Annotated in this window: 14 protein-coding genes; 8 read left to right on the top strand and 6 right to left on the bottom strand. The window is 64.9% G+C overall.

The window, feature by feature from the left end:
* Nucleotides 1-59 precede the first annotated feature (59 nt).
* Nucleotides 60-1346, top strand: coding sequence for a dicarboxylate/amino acid:cation symporter (locus U1R88_RS23615; RefSeq protein ID WP_068291778.1), 1287 nt, complete (start codon nt 60-62; stop codon nt 1344-1346).
* A gap of 102 nt (nt 1347-1448) precedes the next feature.
* Nucleotides 1449-2393, top strand: a complete 945-nt coding sequence (locus U1R88_RS23610) for an amino acid ABC transporter substrate-binding protein (RefSeq protein ID WP_322433454.1) — start codon at nt 1449-1451, stop codon at nt 2391-2393.
* A gap of 74 nt (nt 2394-2467) precedes the next feature.
* Here the strand turns inward: U1R88_RS23610 and U1R88_RS23605 are convergent, their stop codons facing one another.
* The gene (locus tag U1R88_RS23605) at nt 2468-2785 is read right to left on the bottom strand and encodes a hypothetical protein (RefSeq protein ID WP_068291771.1); all 318 of its coding nucleotides are present in this window, start codon (nt 2783-2785) and stop codon (nt 2468-2470) included.
* A 336-nt stretch (nt 2786-3121) separates the two neighbouring features.
* Here U1R88_RS23605 and U1R88_RS23600 point away from each other — a divergent pair, with 336 nt between their 5' ends.
* Entirely contained in the window at nt 3122-3988 is an 867-nt protein-coding gene (locus U1R88_RS23600; protein ID WP_322433453.1) for a S49 family peptidase, read from the top strand.
* A gap of 30 nt (nt 3989-4018) precedes the next feature.
* Nucleotides 4019-4192 (top strand): hypothetical protein, encoded by a 174-nt coding sequence (locus U1R88_RS23595; RefSeq protein WP_322433452.1) that lies wholly within the window; start codon nt 4019-4021, stop codon nt 4190-4192.
* Nucleotides 4193-4294: 102 nt separating this feature from the next.
* Here U1R88_RS23595 and U1R88_RS23590 read toward each other — a convergent pair whose 3' ends face one another.
* The gene (locus U1R88_RS23590) at nt 4295-4726 is read right to left on the bottom strand and encodes a hypothetical protein (RefSeq protein WP_322433451.1); all 432 of its coding nucleotides are present in this window, start codon (nt 4724-4726) and stop codon (nt 4295-4297) included.
* Nucleotides 4727-5047: 321 nt separating this feature from the next.
* On the opposite strand from U1R88_RS23590, the gene U1R88_RS23585 reads away from it, so the two are divergent.
* From U1R88_RS23585 to U1R88_RS23575, 3 genes are all read left to right on the top strand, one after another.
* Nucleotides 5048-5971, top strand: coding sequence for a glycine--tRNA ligase subunit alpha (locus U1R88_RS23585; RefSeq protein ID WP_322433450.1), 924 nt, complete (start codon nt 5048-5050; stop codon nt 5969-5971).
* A 76-nt stretch (nt 5972-6047) separates the two neighbouring features.
* The gene (glyS, locus tag U1R88_RS23580) at nt 6048-8153 is read left to right on the top strand and encodes a glycine--tRNA ligase subunit beta (protein ID WP_322433449.1); all 2106 of its coding nucleotides are present in this window, start codon (nt 6048-6050) and stop codon (nt 8151-8153) included.
* Between the two features lie 195 nt (nt 8154-8348).
* Nucleotides 8349-9260 carry a LysR family transcriptional regulator gene (locus U1R88_RS23575; RefSeq protein WP_322433448.1) on the top strand — a complete coding sequence of 304 codons (912 nt, stop codon included), beginning with the start codon at nt 8349-8351 and terminating at the stop codon, nt 9258-9260.
* A 4-nt stretch (nt 9261-9264) separates the two neighbouring features.
* Here U1R88_RS23575 and U1R88_RS23570 read toward each other — a convergent pair whose 3' ends face one another.
* The 3 genes from U1R88_RS23570 to acuI form a co-directional block, all read right to left on the bottom strand.
* Nucleotides 9265-10422 (bottom strand): MFS transporter, encoded by a 1158-nt coding sequence (locus U1R88_RS23570; protein WP_322433447.1) that lies wholly within the window; start codon nt 10420-10422, stop codon nt 9265-9267.
* 189 nt (nt 10423-10611) lie between these two features.
* Nucleotides 10612-11511, bottom strand: a complete 900-nt coding sequence (locus tag U1R88_RS23565; RefSeq protein ID WP_322433446.1) for an EamA family transporter — start codon at nt 11509-11511, stop codon at nt 10612-10614.
* Nucleotides 11512-11683: 172 nt separating this feature from the next.
* Complete coding sequence (acuI, locus tag U1R88_RS23560) at nt 11684-12670, bottom strand: acrylyl-CoA reductase (NADPH) (RefSeq protein ID WP_322433445.1); 987 nt, start codon at nt 12668-12670, stop codon at nt 11684-11686.
* A gap of 372 nt (nt 12671-13042) precedes the next feature.
* Here acuI and ppdK point away from each other — a divergent pair, with 372 nt between their 5' ends.
* Nucleotides 13043-15709, top strand: coding sequence for a pyruvate, phosphate dikinase (ppdK, locus tag U1R88_RS23555; protein WP_322433444.1), 2667 nt, complete (start codon nt 13043-13045; stop codon nt 15707-15709).
* Nucleotides 15710-15808: 99 nt separating this feature from the next.
* Here ppdK and U1R88_RS23550 read toward each other — a convergent pair whose 3' ends face one another.
* On the bottom strand, nt 15809-16969 hold the full coding sequence (locus U1R88_RS23550; RefSeq protein WP_322433443.1) for a S8 family peptidase: 1161 nt from the start codon (nt 16967-16969) through the stop codon (nt 15809-15811).
* Between the last annotated feature and the right edge of the window lie 179 nt (nt 16970-17148).

Genomic DNA, 17148 nt, shown 5'->3' with positions numbered 1-17148 from the left:
TGATTTGCCCAGGGGAATCTCGCTTGTCTGCATCCCGCCAGATGCAACCGTTAGGTCAAATGAGGGGGGTCAACTTGAATAGGAATTTCATCTACGTGATGATCGGTCTCGTGCTGGGCATCGCGATCGGTATCGCCTGTTTCTACTCCTTCCCCGACAAGAAGACGGCGGCCACGCTCGCCGATTACATGTCCCTCGTCAGCACGATCTTCCTGAAGCTGATCAAGATGATCATCGGCCCGCTGGTGCTTTCGACCCTGATCGTCGGCATCGGCCACATGGGCGACGCGGCCACCTTGGGGCGGGTTGGCGCCAAGACCATGGGCTGGTTCATCTCGGCCTCGATCGTGTCGCTACTGCTCGGCCTGGTGATGGCCAATCTCATCCAGCCCGGCCACGGCATCGTCATCGCCGACCAGAGCGGCAATACGGCCAACATCGCGACAGCCTCCTTCAGCTTCAAGAATTTTATCGAACATCTGGTGCCCACCTCGATCTTCAAGGCGATGGCCGAAGGCGAGATCCTGCAGATCGTGGTGTTCTCGCTGTTCGCGGGCGTCGCCATCATGGCCCTGGGCGAGCGCGGCAAGCCCCTCGTCCACCTTGCCGATGATGTCGCCCACATGATGCTGACCATCACCGGCTATGTGATGACGCTGGCACCGCTGGCCGTCTGCGCGGCCGTGGCCTCCGTCATCACCACGTCAGGCCCGGGCGTGCTCTTGAACTTCGTCAAGTTCCTCGGCGGCTTCTACCTGACACTGTTCATCCTGTGGGGATTCTTGATCGCCATCGGTTATTTCCTGCTCGGTGCCCGCATGGGCAATCTGATCAGACGCATGCGCGAACCCTTCCTGCTCGCCTTCTCGACGGCGAGTTCGGAAGCCGCCTATCCCAAGATCCTCGACCAGCTCGAGCGGTTCGGCGTCCCCAAGCGCATCGCCAGCTTCGTGCTGCCGCTCGGCTATTCGTTCAACCTCGACGGCACCATGGCCTATACGACCTTCGCGACCCTGTTCGTCGCCCAGGCCTATGGCATGGAACTCTCGCTCGGCACCCAGCTTGCTATCGCCGGCACGCTGATGCTGACGTCCAAGGGCGTGGCTGGCGTGCCAAAGGCATCGCTGGTGGTGATCCTGGCGACGCTGCACCAGTTCAACATCCCCGATGCAGGCCTCTATTTGATCATCGGCATCGACCAGTTCCTCGACATGGGCCGCAGCGCCACCAATGTGATCGGCAACTCGCTGGCGGCCTCGGCCGTCGCCAAGTTCGAAGGTGGCCTTGGGCCGGAAAAGGACGATATCAACGCGCCGGAAGTGGCGCCTGCGGCGGCACCCGCCTGAGCCAATGGCGGCGGCACGGCTCGTGCCGCCGCCGGCCTTCGTCGAGCATTCTCGCGTGGCGGCGCCCTCCCCTACGCTGTCCGGATTTTTCAGGAGAGAGTCTTGCATAAGCTCTTCGCGCTAGCGGCCATCGTCATTCTGGCGGCAACCGCCCCCGCCAAGGCCGAGGACATGATCGGGCAGGACCTGACAGCCGCGCCGAAGCAGGAATACTTTCCCCTGGAGCTGTCCGGCACGCTGCTGAAGGCGAACCAGACCGGCGCCGTCACCATCGGTTATCGCGACGCTTCCTTCCCCTTCTCCTTCAAGCGGCCGGAACAGGCCGAACCGCAAGGCTACGCCATCGAGTTTTGCAGGGGCGTGGTGGATGAGATCTCGCGCGAGCTGCATGACAAGCCGGTTCGCATCGACTACAAGCTCGTCACCTCGGACACCCGCATCGCGGCGGTGACTTCGGGCGAAGTCGACCTCGAATGCGGTTCGACCACGGCCAATCGCGAGCGCGAGAAGCAAGTTTCCTTCTCGCCCGTCACCTATGTCGCGGGCACCAAGCTGCTGGTCAAGCGCGGCTCGAGCATCCGCTCCTACAAGGACCTGCAGGGCAAGACCTTGGTGGTGACGGCCGGCACCACAAACGAAGCGGCGCTGAAGCAACTCAATGACAAATACCATCTCGGCATGACCATCGCCTCGGCGCCCGATCATCAGCAGTCCTACGACATGCTGGTAGCCGGAAAGGCCGATGCCTTCGCCACCGACGACGTGCTGCTCTATGGTTTCATCGCCCGCAACCATGCCCAGAAGACCTTGGCCGTGGTCGGCGATTTCATCACCTATGACGCCTATGGCATCATGTTCCGCAAGGACGATCCCCTGATGGCCGAGGCCGTCAAGCGCGCCTTTGCAACCATGGCCGAACAGGGCAGGCTGGTGAGGACATACCGCAGATGGTTTCTCCAGCCCACGTCGACGGGGGAAAATCTCAATCTGCCCATCTCCCTGCAATTGACCGAAGCCTGGCGGGCGCTCGGCATCGACGCGTTCTGACAGCCGGCCCCGGATGAAGAAACACCCCCGAACTTGGTTCGGGGGTGTCCATCGTCAAGCAGCGGAGACGATTTTCATCGGCGCCAGCAGACGCGACGGTTCACCCAGCGCCAGCCGTAATAGGTATGGACGCGCACGCGCTGCCAGCGGCAATAACGCGCCGGACGCGGACGCCAATGCGGGCGGTAATAGTGCGGGCGATAATAATGCGGGCGGCCGCGGTGATAGACCTTCTGTGCGGCATCCGGTGACGGAGCCGACTGTTCGATGGCCTGGATCACGCCAGCATTGGCAGCGGGATGGATCACTGCAGCCTGGGCCGACTGCGCGGTCATTGCAGCGCCCCCCATGCCGAAAGCCAGAGCGGCTGCCAGAGCGAGTTTGCGAAACATTCGTTCCTCCTGCGATTCAAATCGGCGAAAGCTCGACCCTACCCCGACGGGCCGGCTTACTATGATACGAACTGCCGAAACCGTGAAGGTTCCGGGGGAGCGGCGATTATCGTTCGTCCCTTCCCGCTTCCACTATCCCTTCATCGGCTGAATGCGACTTGATCGACCTGTTCATCCTGCATTCAGCCGACGGCACAACCTATCGTGCCGCCGGGATTTCATGCCTATATGCGGCAAAGGCGTTCATCACCTTCTCGTGAGGACAGCCGTCCCTGCTGCACAGGAAGAGGCGAAGCTGCGTTGACGACACCTGATATCCCGCAATCGGACAATCCCTTGAAGCGAAGTATCGCCCGGATCCGGCAGTTGTTGCCCAAGAAATGGCGTCACCCGGCACCCGTGGTTGCCGTCCTTCCGCTTTCCGGCACCATCGGCACCGGCTCGCGCTTCAGCGCCAGCCTGAACATGGCCAAGCTCGACAAGCTCATCGACAGTGCCTTCGCCATGAAAGGCGCCAAGGCGGTCGCGCTGGTGATCAATTCGCCGGGTGGCTCACCGGCGCAATCGCATCTGATCATGCGCCGCATCCGCGCCCTCGCCGCCGAGAAGAAGCTGCCGGTCTTTGCCTTCGTCGAGGATGTCGCTGCCTCCGGGGGCTACATGATCGCCTGCGCCGCCGACGAGATCATTGCCGACCCCGCTTCGATCCTGGGCTCCATCGGCGTGGTCTCCGCCTCCTTCGGCTTCGACAAGCTGATCGAGAAAATCGGGGTCGAGCGCCGCGTTCACACGGCCGGGCGCTCCAAGACGATGCTGGATCCCTTCCGCCCCGAAAAGCCCGAGGATGTCGAAAGGCTGGCGGCGCTGCAGCGAGAGATCCACGACATGTTCATCGCCCTTGTCCGGGAACGCCGTGCCGGCAAGCTCAAGGGCGAGGAAGATCTATTGTTCTCCGGTGAGTTCTGGCTCGCGCCGCGGGCCATCGAACTCGGCCTTGCCGATGCCATGGGCGATGTGAGGTCCACCATGCGCGCGCGTTATGGCGAGAAGGTGCGCTTCAAGACCGTCTCGGAACCGCGCGGCCTGCTCGCCCGGCGTCTCGGCCTCGGCGCGCGTTTCTCGGCAGCCGAAAGCGAGCAATTAACCGAAGGCATTCTTGCCGCACTCGAAGGGCGTGCAATTCGTGCCCGTTTCGGTTTATAGTTACGAAATGATGAATGAAGAGGACCTGCCATGCATCCTGTCGTTCTAGCCGTCGCCAGCCTTGTCGGGACCGTGGTTCTCGTGCGCCTGGTCAAGCGCGAATGGGAGCGAGTGAACAACGAACTCTACAAGCCCCAGCCCGTGCGGCAGGAAGCCATCAAGCTGCGTCGCGACCCGCGCAGCGGCGTCTATCGCCCCGAATAAAGCGGCACGGCCAATCAGGTCGCGGGTCCTCAGGCAGATCCGCCAAATGCAAAGAAGCAGGTTCTCGCGAACCTGCTTCTGCTTTTTTTGGCAGGGCTTCGATCAATCGAAGTTGCGAATGATCCGGCAATGCTTGCGCATCGGCACCGTCCGATCCTCGAGGACGGTGCCGTCGTCCAGCACCACTTGGCGCCAGACATTGGTGCAGCGCGTCTGATCGGCGAACTTGACCTTTACAGGAGTCGGGGCCACCCGATGCGGTGGGGGATTGCAGGCATGGGTACGGCAAGGCGGCGGGTTGGTGATGATCACGCGCGCCTGGTCGGACATACCACCACCGCCGCCACCACCACCACCGCCCGGGTTGGACGGGCCGGAGCCGCGATTGCCGCCACCGCCGCCGCCGTTACCGCCACTGCTGGCGGAGCCCGGGCCGGTGCTCGCGGCAAAGGAGGTGGAAATGGAGCCGGCCAGCGAGCCCATGATGAGGGCTGCGACGAGACCGGTACGAAGAAGAAGGGATTGCCTGGACATAGTTACTCTCCTGAGCTTTGGTTTGGACGGGATCGGTTGTGGTGTCCCGTTGCGTCCCTTGTCTCATGAGAGCTCCCCGGCATCTGTGCGGACAGGCACAAGGCCGCGCGCCGCACAAACAGGTTTCCCCAGTGTCGATCTTGCTCTAAGGGTCGGGCCCAGGTCTGTACCGGCGGAAACAGTTTCTCCGGCACGGCTCAGCTGAAGAAAAGTGCGATTTCCCCGAACCGCAATTTTCTCGGTCTCTTTTGTTTTAACGCATCTTCTCGATCGAAAAGCCGGCCGGCTTTCTGAAGAAAATGCTCTAGTTCGAGAACCGTCATGGCCGACGCTACCCCCGCCCATATGCGCCCTGAACGCTCCTTCCAGGGCCTGATCCTGACCCTTCAGCGCTATTGGGCCGATCGCGGCTGTGTCGTGCTGCAGCCCTACGACATGGAAGTGGGCGCCGGTACTTTCCACCCCGCCACCACCTTGCGCTCGCTTGGCCCCAAGGCCTGGAAAGCGGCGTATGTGCAGCCTTCGCGCCGCCCCAAGGACGGGCGTTATGGCGAGAACCCCAACCGCCTGCAGCATTATTACCAGTTCCAGGTCATCCTGAAGCCTTCGCCGCCGGAACTGCAGGACCTTTATCTCGGCTCGCTTGCCGCCATCGGGCTCGATCCCCTGGTCCATGACGTTCGCTTCGTCGAGGACGACTGGGAGAGCCCTACGCTCGGTGCCTGGGGCCTGGGCTGGGAGTGCTGGTGCGACGGCATGGAAGTCTCTCAGTTCACCTATTTCCAGCAGGTTGCCGGCCAGGAATGCAATCCCGTCTCCGGGGAGCTGACCTATGGCCTCGAACGCCTGGCCATGTATGTCCAGGGCGTCGAGAACGTCTACGACCTCAACTATAACGGCCGCGAGGGCGCCGAGAAGGTGACCTATGGCGATGTCTTCCTGCAGGCTGAGCAGGAATATTCGCGCCATAATTTCGAGCATGCCGACATCGAGATGCTCAAGCAGCACTTCATCGATGCCGAAAAGGAGTGCAAGGCCCTGCTCGCCGCCGGCGACAAGGGCAACCGGCATCTGCTCGCTCTGCCCGCCTATGACCAGTGCATCAAGGCGAGCCACCGCTTCAATCTGCTCGACGCGCGCGGCGCCATCTCGGTGACGGAGCGCCAGAGCTACATCCTGCGCGTGCGCGAACTCGCCAAGGCCTGCGGCGAGGCTTGGGTGAAGACCGAAGCCGGCGGTGCCTGACGTAGGCCCTACGCGCTCCGAGCCCCCATCCCTTCCCTGTCCGACCTCCCACGTCACCAGCTTCGAAACCGATCCCATGCCCGACCTCCTGCTTGAACTCTTCTCCGAGGAAATCCCCGCCCGCATGCAGGCCAAGGCGGCCGACGACCTCAAGAAAATGGTGACGGATGCGCTCGTCGAGCGCGGCGTCGTCTATGAAGGCGCCTCGGCCTATGCCACGCCGCGCCGCCTGGCCCTGACCGTGCACGGCCTGCCGATCCGCCAGCCCGATACCAGCGAGGAGCGCAAGGGCCCGCGCGTCGGTGCCCCCGACGGCGCGATCCAGGGCTTCCTGAAGGCGGCCGGCCTCGCCTCGATCGACCAGGCCCGCATCGAGAGCGATCCGAAGAAGGGTGAGTTCTACGTGGCGGTGTTGGAAAAGGCCGGACGGGCGGTGCCCGACCTCATCGCCGAGATCGTGCCGGAGGTTGTGCGCACCTTCCCCTGGCCCAAATCCATGCGCTGGGGCTCGGGAAGCCTGCGCTGGGTGCGTCCGCTGCATTCGATCCTCTGCACCTTCGGCCCCGAGACCGAGGACCCGGAAGTGGTGCGCTTCGAGATCGAGGGCGTCGCCGTCGGCGATACTACCAAGGGCCATCGCTTCATGGCGCCCGGCACCATCCAGGTGAGGCGCTTCGAAGACTACGTCGCCAAGCTGGAGGCGGCCAAGGTGGTGCTCGATCCGGCCCGTCGGCGCGACATCATCCTCACCGATGCCCGCAACCTCGCTTTCGCGCAAGGCCTGGAGCTGGTCGAGGACGATGCGGTGCTACATGAGGCCGCCGGCCTGGTGGAATGGCCGGTGGTGCTGATGGGCTCCTTCGAGGAGAGCTTCCTTTCGGTGCCCGACGAGGCGATCCAGGCCACCATCCGCGCCAACCAGAAGTGCTTCGTGGTGCGCGATCCCAAGACCGGGCGCCTTGCCAATCGTTTCATCCTGATCGCCAATATCGAGGCTGTCGACGGCGGAGCGGCCATCGTCGCCGGCAATGAGCGCGTCATACGCGCGCGCCTGTCCGACGCCAAATTCTTCTGGGAGACCGACCAGAAGCCCCTGCCCGGCTATGAGAGCGAGGGCAAACCGCTCGACCAGCGCCTCGCCAAGATCATCGCCTCGAACGTGGTGTTCCACGAGAAGCTCGGGACGCAGGGCCAGCGCATCGAGCGCATCGCCGCTTTGGCCAAGGCGCTGGCGCCCGTCGTCGGTGCCGACCCCGCCAAGGCCGAACGGGCGGCCAGGCTCGCCAAGGCGGATCTTGCCACCGAAATGGTCGGCGAATTCCCCGAATTGCAGGGGCTGATGGGCCGTTATTACGCCACCGCCCAGGGCGAGGATGCCGCCATCGCCGCCGCGCTCGAAGATCATTACCGGCCCAAGGGCGCCGGCGACAGCGCGCCGAGCGATCCGGTCGCGGTCGCCGTGGCGCTCGCCGACAAACTCGACACGCTGATCGGCTTCTGGACCATCGACGAGAAGCCGACCGGCAGCAAGGACCCCTATGCCCTGCGCCGGGCCGCTCTCGGCGTCATCCGCCTGGTGCTCGACAACAGGCTGCGCCTGCCGCTGCTGGCGACCGTCGCCAAGGCTTCCTTCGCCAAGAGCAACGACATCGCCAACGACCTCCTCGCCTTCTTCGCCGATCGCCTGAAGGTGCAGTTGCGCGAACAGGGCGCTCGCCACGATCTCGTCGACGCGGTCTTCGGCCTCGGCGGGCAGGACGATCTCCTGCTCATCGTCCGGCGGGTCGAGGCCCTCGGCCGCTTCCTCGGCAGCGAGGACGGCAAGGCCTTGCTGGCCGGCGCCAAGCGCGCTGCCAATATCCTGCGCATCGAGGAGAAGAAGGACGGCGCCGGCGCCTATGCGGGCGGCGCGGATGCCTCCCTCCTTACCGAGCCGGAGGAAAAGGCGCTGCAGACAGCCTTGCAGACCGCCAGGCAGACAGCATCGGCCGCCATTGCCGCCGAGGACTATGAAGGCGCCATGACGACCCTTTCACAATTGCGCCGGCCCGTCGACGCCTTCTTCGACAAGATCCTGGTCAATGCCGACGATGCCGCCCTGCGCCTGAACCGCCTGAAACTGCTTGAGGAGATCCGCGAAGCAACCCGCAGCGTCGCCGATTTCTCGCGCATCGAGGGATAAGTGGCATTCCTGGGAGAGGCGGGTCTCGTGCCCATTTCTCCCAGGGCCATACCATGTGTGATGAAAGCTCGCCCTTTTCTTGCGCAGTTCGACACCGGATGGCTACTCGCAAGACGATCTTGCGCCACTGCTCGTCGGTGCTAGGAATAGAAGGGCTTTACCGGATCTGCGTTTCTTGTCGTCGGGGACGCCTGCATGACCGTTTCTGACTCTGCCCTCCAGCGTCCATCCCCCAATTGGGATGATTACCGCTATGTTCGCGCCGTAGCGGAGACCAAATCCCTGGTGGGTGCAGCGACGGCTCTTGGTGTCAACCATTCCACCGTGTTCCGCCGCATCAACGCCGTCGAGGAATTGCTCGGCGCCCGCCTGTTCGAGCGAGGGCGCAGCGGCTACGCCCTCACCGCGGCGGGGGAGGAAATGGTGGCCCTCGCCGGGCGCATGGCCGACGACATCAGCGGCTTCGAGCGCCGTGTGGCGGGCCGGGACGTCAAACCATCAGGGGAACTGCGCGTCACCACCAATGACAGCATCATGGCTCACCTGACGATGCCGGTCTTCACCAGTTTCCTGACCAGCTTTCCGGACATCCGCCTCGACGTCGTCGTCTCCAACCTACCGCTGAACCTGTCCAAGCGGGACGCCGACGTGGCGATCCGTGCCACCTCGGCGCCGCCGGACACGCTAGTCGGGCGGCGGGTATGCACCATTGCCTGGGCCATTTACGGCCCGGAGCGGCTGAAGGGCGCCGAACTCGCCGACCTCTTCGCCGAGCGCTGGATCGCCACCGGCGAAGGGCTCTCCAACATTCCGCCGGCGCGCTGGGTGGAGCGCGAAGTGCCGAACGAGCGCATCGTGATGCGCCTCAACACCATTCTCGGCGTCGCCGAGGCCCTGCGCTTGGGTTTCGGGGTCGGCCTGCTGCCTTGCTATATCGGCGATGCCCTGCCATTGCCGCGCCTGTCTGAGCCGCTGCCAGGCGTCGGCGCCGGCCTTTGGCTCCTGACCCATCCCGACCTCAAGCATTCGGCCAAGGTCCGCGCCTTCATGGACCATGGCTGGGAAGCGTTGACGAAGCTGCGGCCTGTGCTGGAGGGCGGGGAATAGGGTCCTACACCACCATCGGCCCGTGTTTGGCCGCGCCCTGATAGGCCAGCAGCGCGGCGATCAGGGCCATGGCGGCCAGGATGGCACCGATCGCCGGCAGATGGGCGATCGGCACCAGTTCCACCGCACCGCCGCCGAGCGCCGTGCCGAGGCCGACCCCGATATGCATCGCCGAGAGATTGAGGCTCACGCCGGCTTCGGCCGTGTCCGGGCCGGTGGCGATCAGGAAGCTCTGCACCGCCGGCGAGATCATCCAGCTCAGGCAGGCCCAGGCCATCATCATCGGGAAGAAGGAGAAGCCGGAGCCGGCCGCCAGCGGGATCAGCATCAGGGCCGTGAGGTAGCCCAGCGGCACCAGCACAATGGCCCGGCGCGGCGTCAGCTTGTCGGCGGCAAGGCCTCCGAGATAGCCGCCCGACACGCCGGCGACGCCGAAGGCGATGAAGGCGAGCACGGTTCCGCTGCCGGCAATGCCGAGGACGCCGGCGATATAGGGCGTAAGATAGGCAAACAGCACGAAATGGCCTGCGATCATCAGGATCGAGACGAGCTGCGCGCACAGCAACGGCGGCGCGCGCAGATGGGCCCGATAGTCGGGCGTACCCTGCCGGCGGGTGCCGACATCGGGCAGCTTGCCGCGGCAGACGATCAGAACGAGCACCGCCAGTGCGGCAAGGGCCATGAAGACGCTGCGCCAGCCGGCCAGCGAGCACACCAGCATGCCGATCGGCACACCGAGCACCAGCGAGCCGCTCACCCCCATGAAGATCACGCCGATGGCGCGGCCCTTCTTGCTCTCATCGACGAGTTCGGTGGCGAGCACGGTCGCCAGCAGGGCGATGGTGGCGCTTGCCGCCGCCATGCCGATACGGGCGGCGAACAGCACGCGGTAGCCGGGGCTGGCCGCAGCCAGCAGGTTGCACAGGGCGAACATGGCCAAGGCGGCGATGAAGACCGTCTTGCGCTCGAGGCGCCCGGTAAGCAGCAGAGCGAGCGGAGCGGCCAGGGCGAAGGTGATCGAAAACACCGCCGTGAGCTGGCCGGCCAGGCCGATGGACACGCCGAGGCCGGTCGCGACATCAGGCAGGATGCCGATGACGATATTCTCGGCGGTGCCGGTGACGAAGGTGGCGAGTGCCAGGAGAAGGACGCGGCTATCCATCAGAATTCCCGATCATGAACAATCGGGTTTCGAGGCAGCGCTTCGGTTATCCCTTCGAGCCGGCTGGATAGCACGAAAAGGGCGGGTTTGGAACGGCTCCGGGAGCGGGATGTCCCGACCCTGCATCGGCTCTGTAGAGACAGGCAGAGATTTGGTGTGCCGATCCGGAGATCGGCACACCGCGCAAGCTCACCCCGCGGCGCGGCCCGCCCCCACATTGGCGACCGCGATGGCGCCGAGGATGATGCCGACGCCGGCCCATTGCGAGGGCAGGAAGGCCTCTTGCAGCAACAAGCCGGCCATCACAACTGCCACCGGCAGCTCCACCGAGGACAGCATGGCCGCCAGGCCGACGCCCGTGGCCGGAATGCCCTTGTTGAACAGGAAGGGCGGCAGCACCGTACCGAGCAAAGCGATGATCAACCCCCAGCTCCAGAAGATGCTGGGATCGAAACGCACCGTCAGCTGTGGCAGGGCGATCAGCACGGCCACCACCGCGCCGCCCAGAACCATCAGGAAGCTGCGGCTGACCACGTCGACATGCAGGCCGACATGGCTGGAACACCAGATCACCAGCGTGTAGCTCACCGCCGCCAGCAGGCCGAAGACGACGCCGAGCAGGCTGAGATGGGCCGCATCGCCGAGCAGATTGGTGGCCAGAATGGTACCCACCAGCACCAGGATCGAGGAGACCAGCTTGAGCGGCGAAGGCCAAGCCCGGCCCAGCGCGGCGTCGAGGGCCACCCCCATCCAGACGCTCTGCATCAGCAGCACGATCGCCGCCGACACCGAGGTATAGGCAACGGAGAGATAATAGAACGAGCCGGTGAAGCCGATGCTGGCGCCGCCGGCCATCAACTTGAAGCGGTCGGGCCAGCCCAGGGGCACGGCACCGGGCACGGCAGGCCGCAAGCTGGTCACCAGCTTGATCAGCCCGAGAATGACGGCCCCGATCACGAATTGCGCCCCGATCACCTCGCCGGGCGAGTAACCCTGGCCATAGGCCAGCTTCACGCAGGTCGACTGCAGCCCGTAGCAAGAGGCCCCGACCAGGACGAGCACGATGCCCAGGATGAGATCTTTGCGCATGGAGACCTTGATGTGAAGAAGAGGGGCGGCCCGGCCGTCCATGAATTGCGCAACCCTTGTCATTGCCGGATTTGACCCGGCAACCAAGCTTCAATCGCGGAAGCCTTGGATGCCCGGGTCAAGCCCGGGCATGACGAAGTTGGCGTCTCCAGTCCGACTCCGGGGATTCCCCTCAGCCGATCTCGACCACCACCCGGCCCCTCACCTTGCCTTCCAGGATGTTGGCGGCAGTTTCGCGGACCTCGTCGAAGGGGATCGAGCTCGTCATGGCATCGAGCTTGTCGCGGTCGAGTTCGTTGGCAAGACGGCGCCAGGCTTCCTGGCGGACGACCTGAGGACATTGCACCGAATCGATGCCGAGCAGCGAGACCCCGCGCAGGATGAAGGGCATCACGCTGGACGGCAGGTCTGCCCCGCCCGCAAGGCCGCAGGCCGCGACGGCGCCGCCATATTTGATCTGCGAGATCACATTGGCGAGGGTGAGCGAGCCGACCGTGTCGACGGCACCGGCAAAGCGCTCCTTGCCCAGCGGGCGCACCGGCCCGGTCAGCTCGGCACGATCGATCACCTCGGCAGCCCCGAGATTCTTGAGATAGTCGGCCTCTTCCGGCCGCCCGGTGGAGGCAATTACCGTGTAGCCGGCCCGTGCCAGCAGGGCGACGGCCGTGGACCCGACGCCGCCGGCAGCCCCGGTCACCAGCACCGGCCCGCGCGAGGGCGTGATGGCATGGGCTTCCAGCGCCATCAGGCTGAGCATGGCGGTATAGCCGGCCGTGCCGATCGCCATCGCCTGCGCATGCGTCATGCCATAGGGCACCCGCACCAGCCATTCGCCCTTGACGCGAGCCCGTTCGGCATAGCCGCCGAGATGAGTCTCGCCCACGCCCCAGCCGTTGAGAATGACATGGTCGCCGGGATCCCAGTCCTTCGAGGAGGAGGCGATCACCTCGCCGGCGAAGTCGACCCCCGGGATCATCGGAAAACGCCGCACCACCGGCCCCTTGCCGGTGATGGCGAGGCCGTCCTTGTAGTTGACGGTTGAGTGGGTGACGCGGACCGTAACATCGCCGTCCATCAGATCACGCTCGTCGAATTCGGCGAAGTTGCAGGCATAGCCGGTATCCGGCTTGGTGACGACGAGAGCCTTGAAAGTCGACATGCACGCTCCTGCAATTGCTGTCTGGTGTCCAGATCGTATCCTGGCGTTTTCGAGGCCCAGGCCGGTTATGGCAAGCGGAAAAATGGCCGCATGGTCGAGCGAACCGTCGCGCTCGTCCGGCAAACAAGCGACAGGCAAAGCCATCATCGAGCGTTCAGCCGGATTAATCCGACATATTGCGCGCCAAACCTGCCGGTTCTTCAGACAAAAGCGGGATCAGACGCAATTATTACACTCTGACACATTTTGTTATCCGCCCAACCTATCGATTTAGACGTTTGAAGAATTGAATTTATCGGCCGGCTGTGGAAAGGCTCTGCGCCAAATACGTGCCGGCACAAACGGCCAATCCGAAATCACTGAGGAAGTGCAATGACGAAGTGGGTGTATGGGTTCGGCGACGGCAAGGCCGAAGGCGAACAGGGCATGAAGAATCTGCTGGGCGGCAAGGGCGCCAATCTGGCGGAGATGTCGAATCTGGGCTTGCCGGTGCCGCCCGGCTTTACCGTCACCACCGAAGTCTGCACCTATTACTACGCCAATGACCGCAGCTACCCGCCGGAGCTGCGGGCCCAAGTCGAAGCGGCCCTGGCCGAGATCGGCCGCATCACCGGCAAGGCTTTCTGCGATGCCAGGAATCCGCTGCTGGTCTCGGTGCGTTCGGGCGCGCGCGCCTCGATGCCTGGCATGATGGACACCGTGCTCAATCTCGGCCTCAACGACACCACGGTCGCCGCGGTGGCGGCCGCTTCCAACAATGAGCGCTTCGCCTGGGATTCCTACCGCCGCTTCATCACCATGTTCTCCGACGTGGTGCTCGGGGTCGACCATGGCCATTTCGAAGAGATCCTCGACACCTACAAGGAGCGCAAAGGCTATGTGCTCGACACCGACCTGCAGGCCGCCGACTGGAAGACCCTGGTCGGCCAGTACAAGGCCTTGGTGCTCGAGGAACTCGGCAAGCCCTTCCCGGAGGATCCGCAGGAGCAGCTCTGGGGCGCCATCGGCGCCGTCTTCGCCTCCTGGATGAATGCGCGCGCCATCACCTATCGCAGCCTGCACGCCATTCCCGCCGAATGGGGCACGGCCGTCAATGTGCAGGCCATGGTGTTCGGCAACCGCGGCGATACGTCCGCCACCGGCGTTGCCTTCACCCGCAACCCCTCTACCGGCGAGCATGCGCTCTATGGCGAGTTCCTGATCAACGCCCAGGGCGAGGACGTGGTGGCCGGCATCCGCACGCCGCAGCCGATCTCCAAGGCCGCGGCCCAGGCCGGCGCCTCGAACAAGCCTTCGATGGAAGAGGCGATGCCATCGGCCTTCGCCGAATTCGTCGGTATCACCAAGGTGCTCGAAAAGCACTATCGCGACATGCAGGACATCGAGTTCACGGTCGAGGATAACAAGCTGTGGATGCTGCAGACGCGCTCGGGCAAGCGCACGGCCAAGGCTTCGCTGCGCATCGCGGTCGAGATGGCCAAGGAAGGCCTGATCAGCGAGGAGGAAGCAGTCGGCCGCATCGATCCCGGCGCCCTCGATCAGCTCCTCCACCCCACCATTGATCCCAAGGCCGAGCGCATCGAGATTGCCCGCGGCCTGCCGGCCTCCCCCGGCGCGGCCTCCGGCGAGATCGTCTTCACCTCCGACGAGGCCGAAGCCGGCAAGGCCGCCGGCAAGACCGTCATCCTGGTGCGCCAGGAGACCAGCCCTGAGGACATCAAGGGCATGCTGGCGGCCTCCGGCATCCTCACTCGCCTCGGCGGCATGACCTCGCACGCCGCCGTGGTGGCGCGCGGCTGGGGCAAGCCCTGCGTCTCCGGCGCGGGCAGCATCCGCGTCGACACCGCCGCCGGCACGCTGCTGGCCGGCGGCAAGACCTACAAGAAGGGCGACGTCATCACCATCGACGGCTCGACCGGACAGGTGCTGGCCGGCAAGATCGCCATGGTGCAGCCCGAGCTCTCCGGCGAGTTCGCCGAGTTGATGACCTGGGCCGACGGCGTCAGGCGCATGAAGGTGCGCACCAATGCCGAGACGCCGGCCGATGCCCGCCAGGCCCGCCAGTTCGGGGCCGAAGGCATCGGGTTGTGCCGCACCGAGCACATGTTCTTCGACGAAGGCCGCATCGTCGCCATGCGCGAGATGATCCTGGCCGACGACGAGAAGGGCCGGCGCGCGGCTTTGGCCAAGCTCCTGCCGATGCAGCGCGAGGATTTCCGCCAGCTCTTCGAGATCATGTCGGGCCTGCCGGTCACCATCCGTCTGCTCGACCCGCCGCTGCACGAGTTCCTGCCGCATTCGGAGGACGAAGTCGCCGAAGTCGCCGCGGCGATGGGGGCCTCGGCCGCCAAGCTCCGGGCCCGGGCCCAGGAACTGCACGAGTTCAATCCGATGCTCGGCTTCCGCGGCTGCCGCCTGGCGATCGCCTTCCCGGAGATCGCCGAGATGCAGGCGCGCGCCATCTTCGAGGCGGCCGTCGAGGCCGCCGCGTCCACCGGCCAGCCGGTGACGCCGGAAATCATGGTGCCGCTGGTGGCGACCAGGACCGAGCTCGACCTCGTCAAGGCTCGCATCGACGCCATGGCGCAGGCGGTGGAAAGGGAAAAGGGCGTCAAGCTGGTCTATCAGGTCGGCACCATGATCGAGCTGCCGCGCGCGGCCATCCGCGCCGGCGAGATCGCCGAGAGCGCCGAATTCTTCTCCTTCGGCACCAACGACCTGACGCAAACCACCATCGGCATCTCGCGTGACGATGCTGCCTCCTTCCTCGGCACCTATGTGCAGAAGGGCATCTTCGCCATCGACCCCTTCGTATCGATCGACCAGGAAGGAGTCGGCGCATTGGTGGAGATCGGCGTCGAGCGCGGCCGCAAGCAGCGGGCCAACCTCAAGCTCGGCATCTGCGGCGAGCATGGCGGCGACCCGGCCTCGATTGCCTTCTGCGAACGCAGCGGGCTCGACTACGTCTCCTGCTCGCCCTTCCGCGTGCCGATCGCCAGGCTGGCCGCCGCGCAAGCCGCGCTCGAGGCCAAAAAATAGGGCCTGGACCTCGAATGCGCTTCGCTTAGGCGTCTTCGAGTTTGCACGACCTTTGTGATAGCCGGCCAAGCCCGGCTATCACAGTCGGCTTCGGGCATCTCATTCCGGCGCCGTAACCATGCCTTGGCCGATATCGACCTCAGGGATATCCGCGGCAAAAACGCCTCTGCGGGCGCTGGCGAGAATGCGGGCGCCGACGTTGGCGGCGCTGCCGCTGATGCCTTTCTGCTCGAGCGCCTGCCACCACAAGGCGGCCACGCCCGAGACATGCGGGCAGGCCATGCTGGTGCCGCTGATGGTATGAAGGCCTCCGCCCGGCCAGGCCGAGGTGATGTCAACGCCGGGGGCCGCCACCGCGGCGAGCATGTTGGAAAAGGGCGCCACCTTGTAGGTGTCAGCGTCCCGTCCGACCGCGGCCACCGCGATCACGCCATCGGCCGCGGCCGGCAGGGATGCGGCGATGCGATAAGGCGTCACGGCCGCCCGCTTGCTCTCATTGCCCGCCGCCGCCACCACAAGCGGCGATGTGCCGAGGGCGCCATGGGCCTTGAGCATTGCCATGACGGTGTCGAGCATGCGCAGATTGCTGCGGTAGCCCACCAGCGCCATCGAGGTAGCCGGTTCGATGTCCCAGCCCTCCGAGGTCAGGCGCTTCACCAGGCCCGGAAAATCGAAGCCCAGCGACATCGATACGATGTCGGCCTTCTCCGCCAGTGCCCATTGCAGGGCTTCGAAGATCATGCCTGAATCGCCCTTGCCGTCATCGCCGAGCACCTTGCCGATCAGGGCCTTGCCGACGCCGCGCGCAATGCCGATACGTTGGCCGGCGACGTCACGGCCGAAAATGGTGCCGGCACAATGGGTACCATGGCCCTTGACGTCACCATTGCCGATGCCGGTGAAATCCTTCTCGACCAGCGCCACGCCCGCAAAGGCCGGATGGGCCGCGTCGATGCCGGTATCGAGCACGGCAACCGTGACCCCGGCGCCGGTAAACGGGCTGGCATCGGCGCCGACGGCCGCAATGCCCCAGCTCGCGCCAGCCTCGGCTGCCGCCGGTACAGGGCTGGCGAGGGGTTCGATCAGCGCCGTCGGCATGTTCTCGGCATAGGAGGTGTCGGGATCAGCCTCCAGCTCGCGCAGGGCGTGGTCCGGCAGGTTCTCGACCGTGATTTCCGGCGGCTTGGGCTCGAGCCTCTCCAGCCCCATTCGACCGGGCGGAGCCGCCTTGGGTCGACGCAGAATGACATAGGATCTCATGACTTCCCCCTGCCTGCCGCCGAGCCGAATGTTCCGCCTCTTGTCATGCAATGGCGGGCGTTATCACGCCGTGACAACGGCATACGGGACTGTGGGCTGTTCTTCGGGATGCTTTGCCCACACCGGCCGCGTGGATATAAGGACATGATCGCCGGCTGATCGCCGGCACGACAAAGGGG

Source organism: Labrys sedimenti, assembly GCF_034424805.1.
GTDB classification, from domain to species: domain Bacteria; phylum Pseudomonadota; class Alphaproteobacteria; order Rhizobiales; family Labraceae; genus Labrys; species Labrys sedimenti.
Note: the sequence above shows the minus strand (reverse complement) of the source record. Positions and strands in the feature narration are given on the sequence as shown.

Bases quoted from the DNA above. Each gene is read 5' to 3' on its own strand.
- U1R88_RS23615 (WP_068291778.1), top strand. From the start codon at position 60: ATGAGGGGGGTCAACTTGAATAGGAATTTCATCTACGTGATGATCGGT.
- U1R88_RS23605 (WP_068291771.1), bottom strand. From the start codon at position 2,785: ATGTTTCGCAAACTCGCTCTGGCAGCCGCTCTGGCTTTCGGCATGGGG.
- U1R88_RS23595 (WP_322433452.1), top strand. From the start codon at position 4,019: ATGCATCCTGTCGTTCTAGCCGTCGCCAGCCTTGTCGGGACCGTGGTT.
- U1R88_RS23590 (WP_322433451.1), bottom strand. From the start codon at position 4,726: ATGTCCAGGCAATCCCTTCTTCTTCGTACCGGTCTCGTCGCAGCCCTC.
- U1R88_RS23585 (WP_322433450.1), top strand. From the start codon at position 5,048: ATGGCCGACGCTACCCCCGCCCATATGCGCCCTGAACGCTCCTTCCAG.
- glyS (WP_322433449.1), top strand. From the start codon at position 6,048: ATGCCCGACCTCCTGCTTGAACTCTTCTCCGAGGAAATCCCCGCCCGC.
- U1R88_RS23575 (WP_322433448.1), top strand. From the start codon at position 8,349: ATGACCGTTTCTGACTCTGCCCTCCAGCGTCCATCCCCCAATTGGGAT.
- U1R88_RS23570 (WP_322433447.1), bottom strand. From the start codon at position 10,422: ATGGATAGCCGCGTCCTTCTCCTGGCACTCGCCACCTTCGTCACCGGC.
- U1R88_RS23565 (WP_322433446.1), bottom strand. From the start codon at position 11,511: ATGCGCAAAGATCTCATCCTGGGCATCGTGCTCGTCCTGGTCGGGGCC.
- acuI (WP_322433445.1), bottom strand. From the start codon at position 12,670: ATGTCGACTTTCAAGGCTCTCGTCGTCACCAAGCCGGATACCGGCTAT.
- ppdK (WP_322433444.1), top strand. From the start codon at position 13,043: ATGACGAAGTGGGTGTATGGGTTCGGCGACGGCAAGGCCGAAGGCGAA.
- U1R88_RS23550 (WP_322433443.1), bottom strand. From the start codon at position 16,969: ATGAGATCCTATGTCATTCTGCGTCGACCCAAGGCGGCTCCGCCCGGT.